15 protein-coding genes, 1 tRNA gene and 1 pseudogene are annotated in these 16,715 nt (G+C 38.8%); 7 read left to right on the forward strand and 10 right to left on the reverse strand.

All coding sequences use genetic code 11. From position 1 onward, the window contains the following. Positions 1-694: 694 nt before the first annotated feature. Positions 695-1,429, forward strand: a pseudogene (locus tag CA264_RS22225) (recombinase family protein); the annotation flags it as partial. Between the two features lie 775 nt (positions 1,430-2,204). Here the strand turns inward: CA264_RS22225 and CA264_RS10395 are convergent. Further along, positions 2,205-2,278, reverse strand: a tRNA-Arg gene (locus tag CA264_RS10395). Between the two features lie 193 nt (positions 2,279-2,471). Between CA264_RS10395 and CA264_RS10400 the strand changes: the two genes are divergently transcribed. After that, the gene (locus CA264_RS10400) at positions 2,472-3,878 is read left to right on the forward strand and encodes a hypothetical protein (RefSeq protein WP_025606924.1); all 1,407 of its coding nucleotides are present in this window, start codon (positions 2,472-2,474) and stop codon (positions 3,876-3,878) included. Positions 3,879-4,012: 134 nt separating this feature from the next. Here CA264_RS10400 and CA264_RS10405 read toward each other — a convergent pair whose 3' ends face one another. From CA264_RS10405 to CA264_RS10435, 7 genes are all read right to left on the reverse strand, one after another. Further along, on the reverse strand, positions 4,013-5,491 hold the full coding sequence (locus tag CA264_RS10405; RefSeq protein ID WP_025606926.1) for a VapE domain-containing protein: 1,479 nt from the start codon (positions 5,489-5,491) through the stop codon (positions 4,013-4,015). Positions 5,492-5,576: 85 nt separating this feature from the next. Beyond that, positions 5,577-6,587: a hypothetical protein gene (locus CA264_RS10410; RefSeq protein ID WP_025606928.1), complete on the reverse strand. Its 1,011-nt coding sequence runs from the start codon at positions 6,585-6,587 to the stop codon at positions 5,577-5,579. After that, on the reverse strand, positions 6,584-6,790 hold the full coding sequence (locus CA264_RS10415) for a hypothetical protein (RefSeq protein WP_025606930.1): 207 nt from the start codon (positions 6,788-6,790) through the stop codon (positions 6,584-6,586). The genes CA264_RS10410 and CA264_RS10415 overlap by 4 nt, the downstream gene beginning before the upstream one ends. Positions 6,791-7,333: 543 nt before the next feature. After that, entirely contained in the window at positions 7,334-9,349 is a 2,016-nt protein-coding gene (locus CA264_RS10420; protein ID WP_119570440.1) for a DUF3732 domain-containing protein, read from the reverse strand. Further along, a complete protein-coding gene (locus CA264_RS10425) occupies positions 9,349-9,825 on the reverse strand; it encodes a three component ABC system middle component (protein WP_025606934.1) in 477 nt (158 codons plus the stop codon). The genes CA264_RS10420 and CA264_RS10425 overlap by 1 nt, the downstream gene beginning before the upstream one ends. A gap of 4 nt (positions 9,826-9,829) precedes the next feature. Continuing rightward, positions 9,830-10,990 carry an ABC-three component system protein gene (locus tag CA264_RS10430; RefSeq protein WP_025606936.1) on the reverse strand — a complete coding sequence of 387 codons (1,161 nt, stop codon included), beginning with the start codon at positions 10,988-10,990 and terminating at the stop codon, positions 9,830-9,832. Positions 10,991-11,254: 264 nt separating this feature from the next. Beyond that, a complete protein-coding gene (locus CA264_RS10435) occupies positions 11,255-11,557 on the reverse strand; it encodes an iron-sulfur cluster assembly protein (protein WP_025606938.1) in 303 nt (100 codons plus the stop codon). A gap of 106 nt (positions 11,558-11,663) precedes the next feature. On the opposite strand from CA264_RS10435, the gene CA264_RS10440 reads away from it, so the two are divergent. The 5 genes from CA264_RS10440 (at position 11,664) to CA264_RS21860 (ending at position 14,591) form a co-directional block, all read left to right on the forward strand. After that, the gene (locus CA264_RS10440; protein ID WP_157593688.1) at positions 11,664-11,882 is read left to right on the forward strand and encodes a hypothetical protein; all 219 of its coding nucleotides are present in this window, start codon (positions 11,664-11,666) and stop codon (positions 11,880-11,882) included. A gap of 475 nt (positions 11,883-12,357) precedes the next feature. Continuing rightward, positions 12,358-12,606 (forward strand): hypothetical protein, encoded by a 249-nt coding sequence (locus CA264_RS10445; RefSeq protein ID WP_025606942.1) that lies wholly within the window; start codon positions 12,358-12,360, stop codon positions 12,604-12,606. Positions 12,607-12,753: 147 nt separating this feature from the next. Further along, positions 12,754-13,341 carry a hypothetical protein gene (locus CA264_RS10450; protein WP_025606943.1) on the forward strand — a complete coding sequence of 196 codons (588 nt, stop codon included), beginning with the start codon at positions 12,754-12,756 and terminating at the stop codon, positions 13,339-13,341. Positions 13,342-13,556: 215 nt separating this feature from the next. Further along, positions 13,557-14,198 (forward strand): hypothetical protein, encoded by a 642-nt coding sequence (locus CA264_RS10455; RefSeq protein WP_025606945.1) that lies wholly within the window; start codon positions 13,557-13,559, stop codon positions 14,196-14,198. Positions 14,199-14,435: 237 nt separating this feature from the next. After that, positions 14,436-14,591 carry a hypothetical protein gene (locus CA264_RS21860; RefSeq protein ID WP_157593689.1) on the forward strand — a complete coding sequence of 52 codons (156 nt, stop codon included), beginning with the start codon at positions 14,436-14,438 and terminating at the stop codon, positions 14,589-14,591. Between the two features lie 183 nt (positions 14,592-14,774). Here the strand turns inward: CA264_RS21860 and CA264_RS10460 are convergent, their stop codons facing one another. Both CA264_RS10460 and CA264_RS10465 read right to left on the reverse strand, forming a co-directional pair. Then, positions 14,775-15,608 carry a hypothetical protein gene (locus tag CA264_RS10460; RefSeq protein WP_025606946.1) on the reverse strand — a complete coding sequence of 278 codons (834 nt, stop codon included), beginning with the start codon at positions 15,606-15,608 and terminating at the stop codon, positions 14,775-14,777. Between the two features lie 393 nt (positions 15,609-16,001). Then, positions 16,002-16,712, reverse strand: coding sequence for a hypothetical protein (locus tag CA264_RS10465; protein ID WP_025606948.1), 711 nt, complete (start codon positions 16,710-16,712; stop codon positions 16,002-16,004). Positions 16,713-16,715 lie beyond the last annotated feature (3 nt).

A 16,715-nucleotide genomic window follows, 5' to 3' on the forward strand; every position in this document is an offset into this window, starting at 1 on the left:
ACAGGACATAAGTCGAGGGCAGGGAAACAATAGAAATATGCCCGCTTCTGACATGGTGACGTCAAGAAAGGTACCATGTCAGAAGCGGGCATATTAGTTGCAAAAATAGATAGCACAACCGTTAGAATTAGCCAACCAGATCTCAGCCGGAACAGCACGGGCGTGTCGTTGGAAGGAAAGTTGACCACTGGGACACCAGGTAAGCCTTCATCTCCCTTCATTGGTAGGGCTTAATAGGGTAATCTACTTAGTTGCCCAAGGGGCTGCGTTGAAGCGATTCCCGGCCTCAGCTTGCTACAAGAGCCGGCCGGCTCCTACCACGCCTTTTGCTTCGCTGGTTTGGAAATTGATTTAAGCGCGCCCGCACACTAGCTTTTAATGCTTGAACAAAGCCACCGCGGCCTAGAGCCAACTCTCCCTACCAGCACGCCTTCCTTCTGCATGGGTATTCTTTATGCAAGTCCTGTTTTCTGAACTAATGTTGATTGATTAGTCTCAGGCAGCGTTGTATAATGGAGCACTTCCACTTTTTGACTTTGGATATCATCAACTCAAATCTGAATCGTTCAGGTACTAGCAAAACACTTTCTCTTACCCAAAGCCGAACTACGGGCACCTTCCTCCGTCAGGCCTACACCTGTTTGGAAATAAGGGCATTTTTTATTAATATACCTATATATCAACACGATAAGAAATGGAAACAGCTGACTTATACATCCGGGTAAGCACGGACGAACAGGCCGATAAGGGGTATTCGCAGCGGGATCAGGAGGAGCGCCTGCGCAAATACTGTGAATTTCAGGGCATCACCGTACGCCAGGTCCTCTACGAGGACCATTCCGCCAAGACCTTCCTCCGCCCTACCTGGCAGCGCCTGCTCCAGGACCTCAGGAAGCAGAAGAGGAAAACGAGTCTGGTACTCTTTACTAAGTGGGACCGCTTCAGCCGCAATGCGGGCGACGCCTACCAGATGATTAGCACTCTCAGGCGGCTGGGCGTAGAGCCGCAGGCTATTGAGCAGCCGCTGGACCTTTCGGTACCGGAAAATAAGATGATGCTTGCCTTCTACCTGGCTGCGCCGGAGGTGGAAAACGACCGCAGAGCCCTCAACGTGATACGGGGTATGCGCAAAGCCAAAAAGGAAGGGCGCTGGATGGCAACTGCCCCCATTGGCTACAAGAACAGAGTAAGCGAGGGCGGGAATAAGTACATTGCCCCCGTAGAGCCCGCCGCTTCCATCATAAAGTGGGTGTTTGAGGAGCTGGCCACAGGCCGCTACAATACCGAGCAGGTCTGGAAAGAGGCCAAAGCAAAAGGGCTTAAGTGCCAGAAAAGCAACTTCTGGCGCTTTCTTCGCAATCCAGTGTACTGCGGCAAGATTTTCATCCCTAGGTATAAGGATGAGGAAAGTTGCTTTGTACCAGGCCTGCACGAACCGCTGATTTCAGAGGACCTGTTCTATCAGGTGCAAGAGGTGCTGGATGGGCGTGGGCAGACTTACCGGCCAAAAGTAGAGACACGGGAGGAGTTTCCGCTCCGTGGTTACCTGCTCTGCCCGATGTGCGAGCGGAAGCTCACAGCGAGCAAGTCCAAGGGAAGGCATGCCTACTACGCCTACTACCACTGCATCAAGGGCTGCCCGTTCCGCTCAAAAGCGGAGGCGGTGCATGAGGCCTTTAGCCAAGAGTTGCAACGGTACGTGCCACGAAAAGAGTTTCAGGGCCTCTACCATGCCCTGATCCTGGAGGCGTTCCAAGCGCAGACTAAAGCACAGGGCAGCGAGCGGCAGCAACTGCTGGTACGAGTCAAAGAACTGGAGCAGCGCATTGCACATGCCCGGGACCTGGTGGCAAGCGCACAAATCGAACCGGTCGACTTTCGTGAAATCAAAACCGCGTGCACGGCCACCATTGAGAAACTGGAGGCAAAACTAAGCGCTTTAGCGCGGGAAACGGACTTGAAGGGGCTTTTAAAGAAGGGTTTAGAGCAATTGCTGCGCCTGGACTACCTGTACGAAAACAGCAGCAATCGGGAGAAGCGCCTGCTGATCGGTTCGATATTTCCGGATAATCTGGTATTTGACGACGGAAGAGTTCGAACCGCTCGGGTGAACGAGGTTGCCCACCTTATCTATCAGATAAACAGCACATTAGGTGTAAAAAAAAACTGGACAAAGAGCCCAAAAAAGCTCTTGTCCAGTAAGGTGCACCCGAGAGGATTCGAACCCCTAACCCTCGGAGCCGAAATCCGATATTCTATCCAATTGAACTACGGGTGCAGCGCGAGTGCAAAAATAGGAAGTATGCGCACAAAACGAAACATTCACTCCTATTTTTTGAGGGGTAAGAGTATAAAAATGAGATGTTCGGCATGCAGTCTATTTATAAATGTTGTATAGTATGTTGTATAGTGTTTTTGTCAAAATTTAGATTCTAATCTGATAGCAGAATTAACACTATTTTGATATCTATATGTTTACCACCAAAGCTTACTTACAATCAAACCAGCTCAATAAAGATGGTTTAGCCCCAATCTACATCCGCTATACCTTTAAAAGAAAAGCCAATGGAATAAGAACAGGATTAATAATACACCCTGAACTATTTGATAGTAAGAAAGGGATAGCAAAACCAAACTTTCAAAATTCCAACTCGATTAACAATGCTATCAGAACCGCTCAGTCTATGATAGAAGAAATAGCAGCTTCATTAGCTGTTCCAGAGTTTCAAGTTGTTAAACAAAAGTATTTTAACAGGATAGAAAAACTAAATACTACAGCCCCTACGAACAACGAGAGGTTATCTATTGCTGAAAATTATGATTATTTATCTGCTCAACAAACTCAGGAGTTGATAGCTAAACATACTAAAATATTAAATGATTTAGCAGCCAAACAGCGAGGGTATAATGCTGATGGAGTAAAGGCTGAATCCTATTATGAAATGGAGTTCAAACGACTATTACAAGAGTATCCTAAGAAGTTCATAACACCAAACAAGAACACAATTAAACAACTAAAAACGTGGGCAAAGACACTAATGGAATTTGGAATTGAAACTAATACTCCATTGAGATTTGATGTCTTTGACTATAACTTTTATAACGCTTATGCTAAATACTTACTCTATTCGCCTAAACATAATTACTACAACAATAATTTTGGCAATCATGTCAAGAAATTGAAAGGTTTTCTTCGGTGGTGTGAGAATGAGCAGAATATATCTGTTAATCCAGGTTATAAAAAGTTTAAAGTTTTAAAAGAAGAGAAAGAGATAGTGTACCTATCAAGCGAAGAACTTAATCTGCTATGGGAATACAGAACAAGTGTTAAACCAGAATTTGTGAAATACATTGATATATGTGTTTTTCAGAATCTTACAGGATTAAGGTATTCTGATGTTAAGCGCAGTCTATGGAAAGTTGAGAACGGGATTCTACAAGGCATTACAAAAAAGACGAAAGGAAATTACAATATACCGCTCCTGTTAGATAAACGAATTGAGACAATACTTAAATTTTATAAATATAAACTCAACCTGGTGTCTGAAGTAAAATTTAATAAGTACATCAAACTGATACTGAAAGACCTGTTCGAAAAACACAAAATCAATCAGCTAAAAATTGCGATTCGTAAGGAAAAGCTGGCAGAAGAGTTTGTAGAATACTATCATAAATGGGAACTGATAACAAGTCACTCAGGCAGACGAGGCTTTTGTACTCGCCTATGGCAAGCTGGATATACTGAGAGAGACATACTTCTGATGCTTGGCAGTACTACTTCTGAAATACTTAGAAAATACGTTAAAAACTCCACAGAGGACTTATTGAGAAAGGTACGAGAGAAAATATCATCCCCTGCACAAACATTAATAATTTAATTCTAAATCTTTAATTGGAAGTGGAAGTATGGAAGCAAAAAAAAAGACCTGTCTGATTATCAGACAGGTCTTTTCAGCATAATAAATAACATAGTAACAATGATATTTATTATATATTAAAAACAGAATAAGTTTTATGCGGAAGCGGAATTTCCACTAAAAAATAATTCTTCGAAATCCATCTGAGTGGTTGCATTATCATCGCCCTTGGCTTTTGTAACGGAAAGCTGCATATTTCCCCAATTGATTTTGTGCATAGGATAACGATAAGCTGCTTTGCCGTTTATCCTTTTACTTATACTTTTAAGACCTTTACTTGTTAATACCTTACCTAAATTATAGGCAGTAGTATTCAAGTTCGGTTCTTTCTCTTTCAGATAATCCATGATTTCGGTTGTCGTCATCCACTCGTTTTCTGGTTCATCAAAGTTGAAATGTCTCTCCAAATATTGTTCTTCTGCTGACATAAACCTGAATTTCTGGTTATTAGCTTTCACCATACTGGAATCAATCTTTACCTTATTACCCTGCACATGGAAGTAATTGTACGCTTCGCTCCACAACAAGTCGTAGTTGATGCTGGCTATGGCTGTCCAATCTATTGACAGCACCTCTAATATTAGAAACCTGCGGTCTCCCGTTTCATCTGATATGATGTTCATGCTGTTTGTTGCTCCTATAAATGATGCCCTGCGCTTGTAATTCATGGTTGTTCTGGCGTATACAGGTCTCACATTGTTTATGGTGGTAAGCGATGTAATCTTCTTCAACTCCGCAATCTCAGATTTCTTTGTAGCCGATAATTCATCGTCAAATATGAAGAGCGATGTAGCTAACTTCAAAATCTCGTCTTTGTTGTTGATGTTCCATGAGAAGTTCTTCACCACATAGTCCCTGAATGGCTTGAGAAGGTGATGTTCGATAGCTGTTGTTTTTCCCACGCCTTGGTCTGACTGCATGATAAGAATGCTGTCGTACTTATCACTTTCAGAGAAGTAGTTGATGAACACACCTGCAAACCAGGACTTGAAGTACTGCTCCACAGTTGCAAAGTCATTGTTGCACGTAAAGCATTTTAATAGTTTGTCAATTTCTGGTGTGCTGGTCGTGTTCTCAGCCAGATGTGCAAACTTTTCAAAATACTCTCGAATAGGGTCATATTCAGGTGAGAAGCTATCATTGTCTATGATTGTGTACAGTTTGTCCTTAGTCATGTTAACATTTTTCACAGTTTCCTTGCCATTCCTGCCATCGACGTGTTTGAAAGCTACATAACTCCATAGGTGGTCTAACCATCCGTTCACGTCTCTTTCAATCAGTTCTTTGGTCTTACCATTTAAGGTAAGTTCCATCTTCTTCGTCAGGCTATTGGTACGAATACTGTCGTAGCTGCTGCGGATGTATGCTTTAACCGCTTCTATTTCGGAACGAGGCTGAGAGGAAGTGGAAGCATGCTCTTCCTCCTGTTCGTTTAATTGAAATGCCTTGGCAATGCTGAATTTTGGCTCAGTCTTTTCCTCTTCTTGGTGCGATTTCTTTTGACCTGCTCCTGGCTGGCTAAAGTGTTTAAAGTTGCTTCTTAATTCATTGATTTGTTTACTATTGGTACTCATTGTTATTACATTATTTTTTATTTTATTATTTCACAGAAAGGGAAAGTTACCTTTCGATTATTGTAGATTAGATTTTGAATTTGTTTTAAGTTCGAAGTATAAATTTTTCAGCGCAATCTATAACTCGCATTAAATCAGGCAAATAATTTTTCCTCTTTTCCTGATTGTATAGCTGGCTATACTGCTGCTGCGTGTACTTCTCCAAGGTAGCTCTGCTGACACCCATGCTAATGCATGAGTTTGCGAAACGCAGGAAATCATTGTGGAACCCTGAGATATAGGTAATCTTGTTGTAGCCTTTCAGGAACCTGTTTTCCTTCTGTCTAATGATTTCATACTCCCTAAATGTGTTTCCAGCTTGCGATACATAGGTGCTGCTATACACCTTCTTTTTAACCGTGATAGGTGAGGTGTCAATTGGCTGTACATCAGGATTCACGACCACATCCTGGTCAGGAGCGTAATACCTGAGACGACTTATAATGTCCGTTACAGATGTGTCCAGCGTCTTTTTAGGGTTCTGAAACTTGAACCCAATGTTTAACCCCTCATATACCTTATTTATGACTACTTCCAACACGTCTGTGTCGTCCGTATCTGTTTGCAGATACAGGTAAAGACCTTTCCTGCTGATGGACTTTCCGCATAGGAGGATATGCTTGCCAAGGTCTGTATCTTCATAGATGCTCTGTAACACATACTCCACGTATTCGGCATCACAGCCAGGCTCGTGCTTCAGGTCAAGGTCTAACTGCACCAGCTTTGTATAGGTGCTGTGGTTGTTCTTCAGACGCCTTACCCATCCGTTTTCTTCTGGTTTAAATGTAGCTACGCAGTAACCAAACAGTTCTGTCTTAGCTAACTCACCAGTAGCTACCATGTCGACCTTTTTCCTTATTTCTGGATGTAGAAGTTCTGGATAAGCGATGTGCTTTAGCATCTCAGCGAACTTCATGTTGTTCACGAATCTAAAACCATCGCGTTTCAGATTGGGCTTCCACACGGAGATGTGTTGCTGAAGAATATCCAAATTAAGCGTTTGCTGTACTTCCTGGTCAGACGCTTCCCTTATGCTGCCATCTACAAATAGTCTCATGAGTCTGTGGCTTTGTTTTTCGCTACTTCCAGCAGGTAGTCCAGCAAGTCAACTTTTGTTATGATTCTGTTCTGTTGCTCACTTAACTCTGTGCGAAGCCTTTCAAACTGGTGAAAACTCGACCTGTTCATCTTTAAGGTGAAGTACTTGTTGTCTGAGTGATTTATGCTCTTGTTTACTTTTTCCATCTTTTCAATTTTCATTTTTATTATATATCAGAGAGAATCTGCCCCCCTGACAAGTATTGTATTCTGAAAAAGGAAAAAGTTTAAAGATGAGGTGTTGTTTATTTTATCGTAGTAGTGTAGTAGGTAAGTTGTAGTAGGCTGAGATGTAAGGCTACTACACCATAAAATGCGTTTAGAAGCAATAGAGAGGAATTTTCGCTACATGTAGTAGGTGTAGTAGCGTAGCAGGTATGTTTTCAACATTATAGAATGTATATCCCTACCTCTTCATTTTATTTACATTTTCCATACTATTAAAATAAAATACTACACTTACTACTTACTACAAAGTGGCTTAACGAGCCAGGATAGAGGTTTTTGTGTAGTAGGTTTCATGGGGTGTAGTAACTACACCTTAGTGTGTAGTGTAAAATAAAAAATGGAAGTATAGAAGCAGTATTCCACTTCCATACTTCCACTCTCGTATGTGGCTTTTATATTTTTAGTTGCTCATTGTTTGATACTGAAAGGGATTAAGTATTTACAGAACTACGCATACAAGTTGCATTACATAGTTTTCTACTCAATCCATTCCTGAGGTATCAATGCATTATTTTTCGTCCATCTTTCATTACCAACATAGTGCATGTTTTCTATATCACCCCATATTTCTCTATCTGCATGCTCAAGCACGATAATTTGCGCCTTATTGGAGTTGTCTTTATTGAATTTAGAGAAAGCTTTAAAAATTGATTTTACCCTTTCATAATCATCTGAGGACCTAAAGAGTTGCTCAGTATCCTCATTCTTATCGGTTTTATTAGATTTTATCGTCTCTGGAAAATAAGCTTGGCTTGGCTGGTCAAATACCATGAAAGATGGTACATAATTGTCTTGATTTAATGTCAAGAAGAAGTCATGAAGTGCTAATAAGGCAGATAAATGATATCCCATCCAGTTCGAGCCACTTCCTATTTCCCATAAATAATCTTCTCTGCCACTTTTTGATGATATTTTTAGAGTAAGTTCATTAAGGTGTAATTCCGTAGGATTGCTGTAATTCTCTACTTTTAGTATCTTTTTATAGTTTATAATATTATTAGATATAGTCTTTAAAGCAACTTGGAGTTTATTATTTACTGAAGTAGTACTATAACGCTTACTCAGAATGCTCAATTCCAATTCTATTTTACCAATGGCTTCTTTCAAACTACCATCTACTTCAGTTTCTTTAAGATTTATTAGGTTTTGTTCAATCCTGCCGACATATCTAAATACATTCTGAATCTTTTGATTATAGTCTTCCAGTTTGCTATATTCCTTACTTAACTGTGATAATTCCTTTCTTACTCTGTTTAATTGATTTTCAAGTTCAGTTACTTGCTTTTCTAATACAGTTACTTCTTTATCTAAAAGACTTTTAGACTTATCCAGCTTCTCGGTCTTTGTTTCAATTACTTTTGCTACTTCAACTAATTTTGAAATTTCTAATTTAGCCGAATCAGAATTTGCACCACAGAAAGGGCAGTCATGTTCTTGTTGTAAATTGTTTGAAAGCCAGCCACTATTCACGACCTCAAGCCTAACTTGCTGAGTCTGGAATGCTTTTTTGAAGGAGGATGAAGTATAGTTGAAGTGTTTCATCACTTCTAATTTTTCTCTTCTACTTTGAATGTCCAAAATGATTTCATCCTCGTTTTTACGCAGCCTGCTGATATAGTTTAGAACTTGATTGGTTGCTCCAACATCTACCTTATGAAAGCTTGTTTTTCTTAGATTTTCTGGAATGTTTTTAAGGTATCTAACATAATCTTGTAGTTTCCAGTCCTCTGATGGTAGTGGTGCATCATTTAATAAACCGAATTCAAGTGCTGCTACGTAGTTTGTTCTTATCTCAACCTCCCACGCCTTAAGTACTTTTAAGCGTTCTTCTAATTCTCTTTTTTTTATCTTTAGGTTATCTTCAAGGGCTTTGATACGCTTCTTTAATTCCAATGAACTATTAGTTATCGCTCCTAATGCTAAAGGAAAAATTGTTTGTAATTTAAGCCTATGTTCCAAAGTATCCGCCTTATAAAAAAGAGTATAAGGGTTGGCGACAATGTGTTGGGGTTGAAAACAGAAGGCTAAAAAATCCTTAAAGCTTGGTCTCCCTTCATATGGTTTTTTATCGGCATCATCATCTGAGAAATCTAAAGAAGGTAACTTTGCCAATTGATTTAGTCGGTTTACAACCTGTGTTGTATTCCTATTTTTGGCAGAAATGACTTCTGGTATACTAATTTCTGCACCTTCATCAAAATACATATCGCCAGTTTGTGCCTGGTCTCTTGGCTCACGCCTGGCTAAAAACAATTGCGTATTACCGCTTTGAACATGTATTGCAAACCACTCTGTATAATCACGGATAGGACCAACTGGAATAAAACATTTACCGCTCCCTAAGCAATAGTCTATGATAGGTATAACAGCAGACTTACCTGTTTGGCTGTCTCCAACCAGAACGTTTACTTTAGAGGTATCAAACACAATCTCCCTTCTTCTTAATGAAGTGTTTTTTGGGTACAGTATTATTTTCGTTATTTTAAAGTCCATCAGAAGTTGATATTAAGGGAAATACAGATTTCTTCTATTGATAATTTAGCAAACCAAAAGCCCAACAGTTTTGAAGAAGCAATTATCGTTTTGTTATCATCGTATACAAGGTCTGGCACTTCTATCCTTGATTTTGGATAGAACTGACTGCTTTCACTGCTGTATTCAATAATGTTCTTATAGAAGCATATGTCAATAGCCTCAAGCGTATCCTTATACATGTCCTCCATCCTGCTCTGAAGACCAACAGGTATTGCCCGTTCATCAGCCAAAGACTTATAAAATGAACTTGTACGCTTTTGATTCTGACTTAATCTTTTGTTAGATTCTTCATTAAAAACGATGGGTAATACAGGCATCAAATAAGATAGGGAGGGACCCTCAATCTTATCTTTAGCTGCATAGTACTCCTTGATAAAATGATACAGGGAAATAGCTGCTATTCCATGATTCTGAACAATTTGAAACTCATTCATTCTTTCAACTTAACAATTTAGTATAATCAGGATGCCAACCTACAACTAAGCTATTTGCTAAGTAATGATAAGTACCGTTTGACAAAACATAATCAGTTGTCTGAACAGAACCTATCTTAACATTTTCATTTAGAGTCTCTAAAAGAATAAGTTGCCCCAAATCTTCATGACAATGATTATTCTTTTTGTTCTCTATCACCAAACGTTTAGAAATATGCTTCCAGCGTTTAGCAAGTTGCTTTTCCATTTCTTTTAGCTGATTCGGAGTGCAATAGCCCTTTTGAGATAAATAGGTTTTTCTAATCGAACTCCTGATGTAATCATGAATGGCATCAATAATTTCATCATCAGTACAATTAATAATTTGTAGCTGCCTGACATATCCAGAACCTCTTTCCGCTTCAGTATCGCCTATGCCAACTTTCGACACATCTATCACACTATCATTGAAAAGCTGTTCGGTTCTGGTTTTTATTGCATTGTTCTTTTGTCGTATAAAGGCATCTCTTTCTACAAGCCCAAGTTTCCTTTCTCTCCAAGCATCGACTACTTGGCTGTACACCCATCCATATAGTTCATTTATGATACCCTCAGCAAATTCATCATTATCCAGGTGTAGGTCAGAAATAAGCTGTTCACGTAAGGTAGTTCCAAACACTTTTGAACCATCTGCATAATTAATCTTTGATATCAATGCTGCAAGTTCTTTATCTGTAAAGGAGAGGACACTGTTGACCATTGTCTTCGTAGTTTCCGATGGGCTTTTTCCTGCTTCTCTAATTTTGTTGATGCATTCAATAATCTCATTTTCCTGCTGCGCATCTCCTATTTCTTTGGCTAAGGCTTTATCGTCTACTTTGTTTGTAACCATGTAGAAGGATGATTGATAAATATCAATTGCACCTTCTTTTATTGCTGTTAACCAAATGTTTAAAGTTTTCCAAAAATCTTTTCGAGAAGGGTGGAATGGATAAGAAGATGTAGAACTTTTATCTTGCTCGTATATCTTCTCACCAGAGATAAGAGTCAGAACAACGTCATCCTCGGTTTCAATACCAACTGTTGCACCTGCATCAGCTTTGGATAACCAAGATAAGGCTCGTTCTAATTGAAAGTAATAGCCTAATGCCTGACCTGGTGCAGCATGGTCTGTCAGTTTACTCATTTGTTTTAGATGTAGGAGGGAGCATTCAAGATGTTATCTGGTTTAAATACATTCGTAAAATACAAAAGTATTACCATCCTACAAATACAGTATATGTCTAATTACAGATTTTAAATTATAGTGATTAATTATAAACTGATAGGTACTGTTTAACAAAGACTAATATCTTGAATGAACTGTATACAGAAAAACAATCTAAATTGAGAAGTGGAAGTATGGAAGCAACATTCTCACTTCCATACTTCCACTTCCGTTTTAAAAGTTCTACTGCTCGGCACTATTCATGGACACCAGTTCCACTTCCACTGTGTAGCTGCTTAGAAAATATATTGTACCACCGAAATCAGCGATATCATATACACAAGCCTTCATGTCTAAGATATCATAAGTTTCAGGTTCTTTAACCTGGTCTAATGCATTTAGAACTTCCTCTACAAGTTTATCCTTAGCGCATAGTATACCGCATTTATGCATCATCTTAGGCTCTTTATTGAATCGGATATGGTAGGTAGCTGTGTCAGTTACATACTTATAAACATCATCTTCTAATTCTTGCTGTTCTTTCATAGTTCGGCTGTTTTAGAAGTATATATCCATTAAAAGGATGGCTGTGCTTCAGCATAGGCATACACAGTTTTTATATATAATCTATATAAAAATAGAAAATAGAATTATGCCAATATTCACAGAAGCACAAGTGGAGAAATACCTGGATGATTTTTTCCGCTCACTACCAGATAATAAACAGTATCAGGAGAGAGAAGTTGGAGCGGTTTATTTTGCGCTGCTGGATGACCAGTTTAAAGAAGAAATTGCCAATCCTATGTCAGATGTTAAGGAGTTGATTGAGCAGGCAGAAGAGTATATTAATATGAGAATAAACGGATGTTAATTAGTTAGAATTAGAAGGAAATCCTACCAGGCGTTATATGCTGCCTAAGTGTCATTTTAACGTGGTAGCCGAGTTTTAACACGAGTATATTCGTTTATAAACGGATAATACGGATACAATCGGATAGCTGAATTGCACCAGAACGCTAAAGCTTTTACCAGGAACAGTACGTTTTGAAACACTGTGCGCTATGTAAGAGCGGATAAATACTGCTTATTTGCTCAGTGATAGAAAGTTCTTTGTATAGAATCACCTTATATTGGGCGTTTTGCCTCTAAAAAGTGGTGGGAGAAATCTGATTTACCTGATTGTTTCTTATATTGTACAGTAGTGATATTGTGATGGAAGACCTCGAAACAGCCCCTAAAATGCAAGTTTCAGTATTAATAAAGAGCAGAACCACTTCCGTACATAGTGCAGATAACCGTCATAGTGACGTATATCCTATAGTTGGCAGGAATAAAAATTATAGAAAATGATTCAAGCAATCTTTGGTGGTATTTTTCTTGAGCATATCGGATTGCTTGTAAGGTGGTTAATTCTATGTATTATAGATACTGTAAGGGGAAAAGAACCTAAGTCTTTCAAAACAATAAAGAATAAATATAGGGGAATAACTGCCGATAGTGTTGCCTACGGTTTTGGCAATAAAGTCATAGGAACAGTTTTCTTATTGGTAGTGATTTTGGCAGTTTTCAAAGCTGAAAGTTTATTCCAAAACTGAAATAAAACTGCTGTGTTGCTACAGTCAGATAAAAAGTAAGAATAACTACTGCCAACAAAGCACAGGCATCACGTTCGGCTGATGCCTCACACATTGCCTGTACGAGACCGTTAGCACAAATAAGAACATCATAAACCATTAAAAATATTGAGATTTCTCCCCTTTATCCTTTTCATCATTGTCTTTGGTTGTCACAGCAAAACTGAGACTTCAAAAGATTTTCCAGAGATTCAAGGTAGAAAAAGTGCAGGTTATGTGGAGGCTTTAATGACACATTATAGAATCCAAGGGAAAATAAGTAAAGAGCAACTGCCACCTCCACCTGTTGGATATGCCTTTTTTACTGCAGGTGCGGCTTATGGAGAAGATACAGTACGGATACTTTTGGACACTGTAAAGGAATTAGTTGAACTAAGCGTACTTGCAAATCAACCCACGGATTCAATAACGATAGCTTCCATAGTTAAAGGTGATAGGTTGTTAAGGTTAAACCCTGAAGCTAAACAAAACGCTTCTGTTATAAAGCCTTGGGAAAGCTTAGACTCCATTACTCGGAGAGGGAAGGAATTTACTCTTGATTCATTATTTACTAAGAGTGGTATGCAGAAAAAAAACCTTGAACCCTCAAAACAAGCCTATCTAATTGATGCTCTTTCAAATTGGGGTCTATTGGTTTTTTGGGATGATTACAGTGGATTCTACAAAGTAAAAGAAGTAAAGCATATAATAGACTAAAAATTACATGTGCTAACCACGTGTAAACGCCAGCCACGGCCGACGGCCTCGCCGTCGTTTACACAAGAATCAAGAAGGGTGTACTGAACCATCACTGTTCTATTTGCCTGTAAGGATAGAATAAAAAACAAATAGCATAACCAAGTGCATAATATATGCTGCGGCTGCGCCTTGCCCACATTATAGCACTACACCGTTGCCAGTAATTGTAATCAATGAAAAAGTATAGACTGATAATACTCTTCGCTCTTCTCAACTGCTTGAATGGATATGCACAGCGAAGACAAATTCCAGATATACAAAGAACAAAAGCAGACAACATCCAATCTGATAGCATCAACTTGTCTCCAAACAGCGATTTCGAGAAAAAGGTAGGACTAAAACCCATTAACGAAACTTCAAACACAAATGAAGTTCGCTTTTATAAGCGGAATGAATTGAGTGGGACAAGGAATTTGAAAATAATTGCTGTTAAAGACTCTATTTGGACAGCAGTAGAGTATGCCGAACAGAATTATCCAATAAAAATAAAGAAGTATAGGCTCAAATCTGAGCAGGGGCAGTTAAGGTCATTAATGAGATTGCTGCTGAATCAAAACTTGGCTTATTTGCCCAACCAAAAAGAGCTTGAGCCAAAGATGAAGAAGTATACAGATACAATAAGGGGAAGAGCGGAGAAGAAGATAATAGTATCAGATGGGGAAAGCTATACTGTAGAATTCAAGATTGGAGATAACTTCAGAATTTACAGTTTCTATAATCCTAAAACCTATTCAGAGTTTTACGATGACGTGCAAGAATTGAAAGACTACGTTGCCATTGTTAACTTATTTGAAAATCAACTAAAAAGAGAATAACTTCTGGCAACAAAGTGCAGCCTTAACCCTTGCTACGCTACGGGCTTCGGCTGCACGAGTAACGTTGTATGGGATTGAAAGTATGAAAGAAATATTGAAACAGCTTTTCAAAGCCTTATCAATTTTAGCCTTTGTAGTTCTTGCAATAGCTATAATATTCTTCCTCTTTGCAATAAGCCAATTGACAGATGCTTGGCAATAATATCACAAGTAACTGATAGTCTTTTAAAAATCGACATGATTAAAGCAGATGGTTCTGTGGAAGTAAAGTATGATTATGAATATGAAATAGATGAAATCAGAGCCATTGCTTTTGAATCAGATTACTTCCTTTCTATGAAGTTGCTATGGCAAGACAAAATGAAGAACAACACCCTACAACCAAACCTATAAGTTAGCTACGCCACAGTACAACTTTATGGCTCAAGAGCGAGAAATGGAGTAATACTTTTGGAATCTAAACTGCCTTCAAGAAAAGTCAAGAAAAAACTTTAGCCAACAAAGTTCAGCTTTAACCCTTGCTATGCTTCGGGCTTTAGCTGCACGAGTAACGTTATATCCAGTTCGGCTATTGGTTTAGTTGGTTACTTCCTTTTTCATACCCTTTAGTACCTGCCAGTCATACCCTTTTTCCATGCTGAGACTCTTGAAAATGTGGAACCCGTATTCAGCCACAAGTATAATCTGCTTCTTGGAATCCTCTATGCTCATCCTGAGCGAGTATTGCTGGAAGTCCTCTTCAAAGGTAAAGTGATGTTCGAATAACTCTTTTTGGTATGCTGTGAAGTCTGCTCTTTTCTTATTTATCTTAAATGCGGAGTGGACTACTGCATGCCTGACATGGCTTATAACCTGATACCATTGGGAGATATTATACCTTCTCGGCTGTTCTGACTCGTTGAACCTTTCAGATAGTCGCTTAATAAGCTTAACGATATCAGCGTTGTTTTTGCCACGATATTTTCTGACCTTCTCCTTATAGTCATCCAGAGAAATGCATTTTTGATTTGCAATCTTGCCTGCTTTACAATATTCATCAGGGTTGTTGTACAGGTAAGCTGCGGTGATATCAAACAAAAAAGACTCAAGAACTTCATAGCAGGTAGCCACGCTTCTCATTCCTTCCCTGCTTATCAACGCTTCTACACTACCTGGTATATCTTTAACCTTTATCACGTCACGCTTACCCGTATGATAGAAAATCTTAAATCCATTATCAGAAGGACCAGTCAGGTCACCAATAGCTAAAGCTGTTCCCATTATACCTTCTTCGGGGTCTTTTCCTTCAAAACGCACTAACAAAGTCTTCTTCTGGTTTTTCAGATGCGTAGCCGTCTGATAGAACATGGAGTTGGTCAGAGATATGTTCTCCAAGAATGTATTTAATTCTTGCTGTAATGGGTTATTCATCTGGTTGAGAGAGTATAAATTTAATAACAAGTAGTAGGTGCAGTAAGTGCTAATTCATGAACCTACTACATGATATCTGCCTCTATTAGCTATAAATGCATGTTGTAGTAAGTAGTAAATGTAGTAGTTAAATTTATAGAGATAGGAAAGTATATCTAATAGAAGGTAAATTATAGATTTACATTGTATGGTTTATGAAAATTCACCTACTACACCTACTACTTACTACCAGCCAACAATAAACCTCTGTTACTGCCTTTAAACAGCCTTTTCGGTGTAGTAAGCTGAGTCACATTAGCCACTACATGAAACGCCACCCTACTACAATTGTGATAGTTGGGTGAGATTTCAAAATGCGATTCACCAAATAGAAGTAAATAACGTTACTTCCCACTACTTTTTATAAGGAAACTCGTCAAAGCCCAACACAATCTTATTCTTCGTCACATCCATTAGTATAGAGGTATCAGTAAGTTCAATCAAAATATTAAAAGGGGTAAGCTGAACGGCTACATTACCCTCTAAATACTCAAAAACACATACATTTAGATTGTATTTATGATTGCCCTTCAACTGCTCGTATGAGTCGATTGTCCATCTAAGCTGTTGCTCAACCTCTGCTGCTTCCCATTTGTAATCGAAAATTAAATCGCTTATAGAGTCAATTTTAGTCAGAGTAACTCTATAGGTATTGTCTCTGGTATCATACTCGTACGTAGTAATATCGAGTGTTTGGCTGGTAGTTCTGAAGTTAAGGTTATTAAAGATGCTGCCAGCTTCGCAAATCGTGCAGTCCAAGATACTACCATCATCTAAACAATTACAAGCAGAACAGGTAGGAACACAGCATTTCCAAATCCAAGAATCCTTATCCAACATAGGCTTTTCTTGAAAATCAAAGTTTATCCAGACATACTCATTATCAGTTTTTATCGCAGGAGCCATATTATCTGGTGTATAGGGGAAGATGTGGAGGTATTTAGCTTCTAACCTTTTACCACCAGAACTACTTAAACCATATCGGTCAATTTCCTGGTTATAGGTCTTCTTTATCTCTAAGCTGTTGCTTTTGTATAGCACTTCGTTGTTTAATATGTGTTCCATTTT

It is taken from the genome of Pontibacter actiniarum, assembly GCF_003585765.1.
In the GTDB taxonomy this organism is placed as follows: Bacteria; Bacteroidota; Bacteroidia; order Cytophagales; family Hymenobacteraceae; genus Pontibacter; species Pontibacter actiniarum.